A 1122-nucleotide genomic window follows, 5' to 3' on the forward strand; every position below is an offset into this window, starting at 1 on the left:
GCGTATAATCGTCGGCAGCGTCAGATGTGTATAAGAGACAGCCCAGCGCAACCACTCCCCATACACCCCGCACACCCCATCAGGGAGACACCGCGTGCTACCCCTCGAAGGCGTCACCGTCATCGCCGTGGAGCAATACGGCGCCGGCCCGTTCGGCACCATGCTGCTGGCCGATCTCGGGGCCGAAGTCATCAAGGTCGAGAATCCCGCCGAAGGCGGCGAGGTCGGCCGGCATGTCGGCCCCCATTTCTTCGGGCCCGGCAACAGCCATTTCTACCAGTCCTTCAACCGCAACAAGCGCAGCATCACCCTCAACCTGAAGCACCCCGAGGGCATGGCGGTGCTGCACGAGCTGGTGCGCCACGCCGACGCCGTGCTGGACAACCTGCGCGGCGACCTGCCCGACAAGCTGGGCCTCACCTATGAGCATCTGAAGGCGGTCAATCCGAAGATCGTCTGCGCCCACCTGTCCGCCTACGGGCGCACGGGGCCGCGGCGGGCCTGGCCGGGCTACGACTATCTGATGCAGGCGGAGGCCGGGTACCTGTCGGTGACCGGTGAGCCGGACGGCCCGCCCGCCCGCTTCGGCATGTCGGTGGTCGACATGATGACCGGCCTGATGACCGCCTTCGGCCTCGTCTCCGGCGTGGTCGGGGCGCGGGCGAGCGGCAAGGGCTCGGACGTGGACGTCAGCCTGTTCGACACGGCGCTGCACAACATGACCTACCTCGCCACCTGGTACCTCAACGGCGGCCACAACCAGGGGCGGGAGCCGCGCTCCGCGCATCCCTCGCTGACCCCGTCGCAGCTCTACCGGACGCGCGACGGCTGGCTGTTCGTCATGTGCAACAAGGAGAAGTTCTGGCCGGTCTTCTGCGACAAGATCGGCAAGCCGGAATGGGGGGACGACCCGCGCTTCCGCAGCTTCAAGGACCGGCTCGCCAACCGCGAGCTGCTCACCGTCCTGCTGGACGAGGTGCTCGGCCAGCGCGACACGGCGGAGTGGGTGGAGATCCTCGGCGGCGCCGTTCCCGCCGCCCCGGTCCTCGACATCGCGCAATCGCTGGAGAACCCTTTCGTCCTGTCTCTTATACACATCTGACGCTGCCGACGATTATACGC

At 67.1% G+C, this 1122-nt stretch carries 1 protein-coding gene; it reads left to right on the forward strand.

Annotation, left to right across the window (positions count from 1 at the left end; all coding sequences use genetic code 11):
• The first annotated feature begins 94 nt into the window (after positions 1-94).
• Positions 95-1102 carry a CaiB/BaiF CoA transferase family protein gene (locus Q4I23_RS32750; protein ID WP_498529010.1) on the forward strand — a complete coding sequence of 336 codons (1008 nt, stop codon included), beginning with the start codon at positions 95-97 and terminating at the stop codon, positions 1100-1102.
• Positions 1103-1122 lie beyond the last annotated feature (20 nt).

It is taken from the genome of Azospirillum sp. UFLA03-27 (assembly GCF_059803775.1).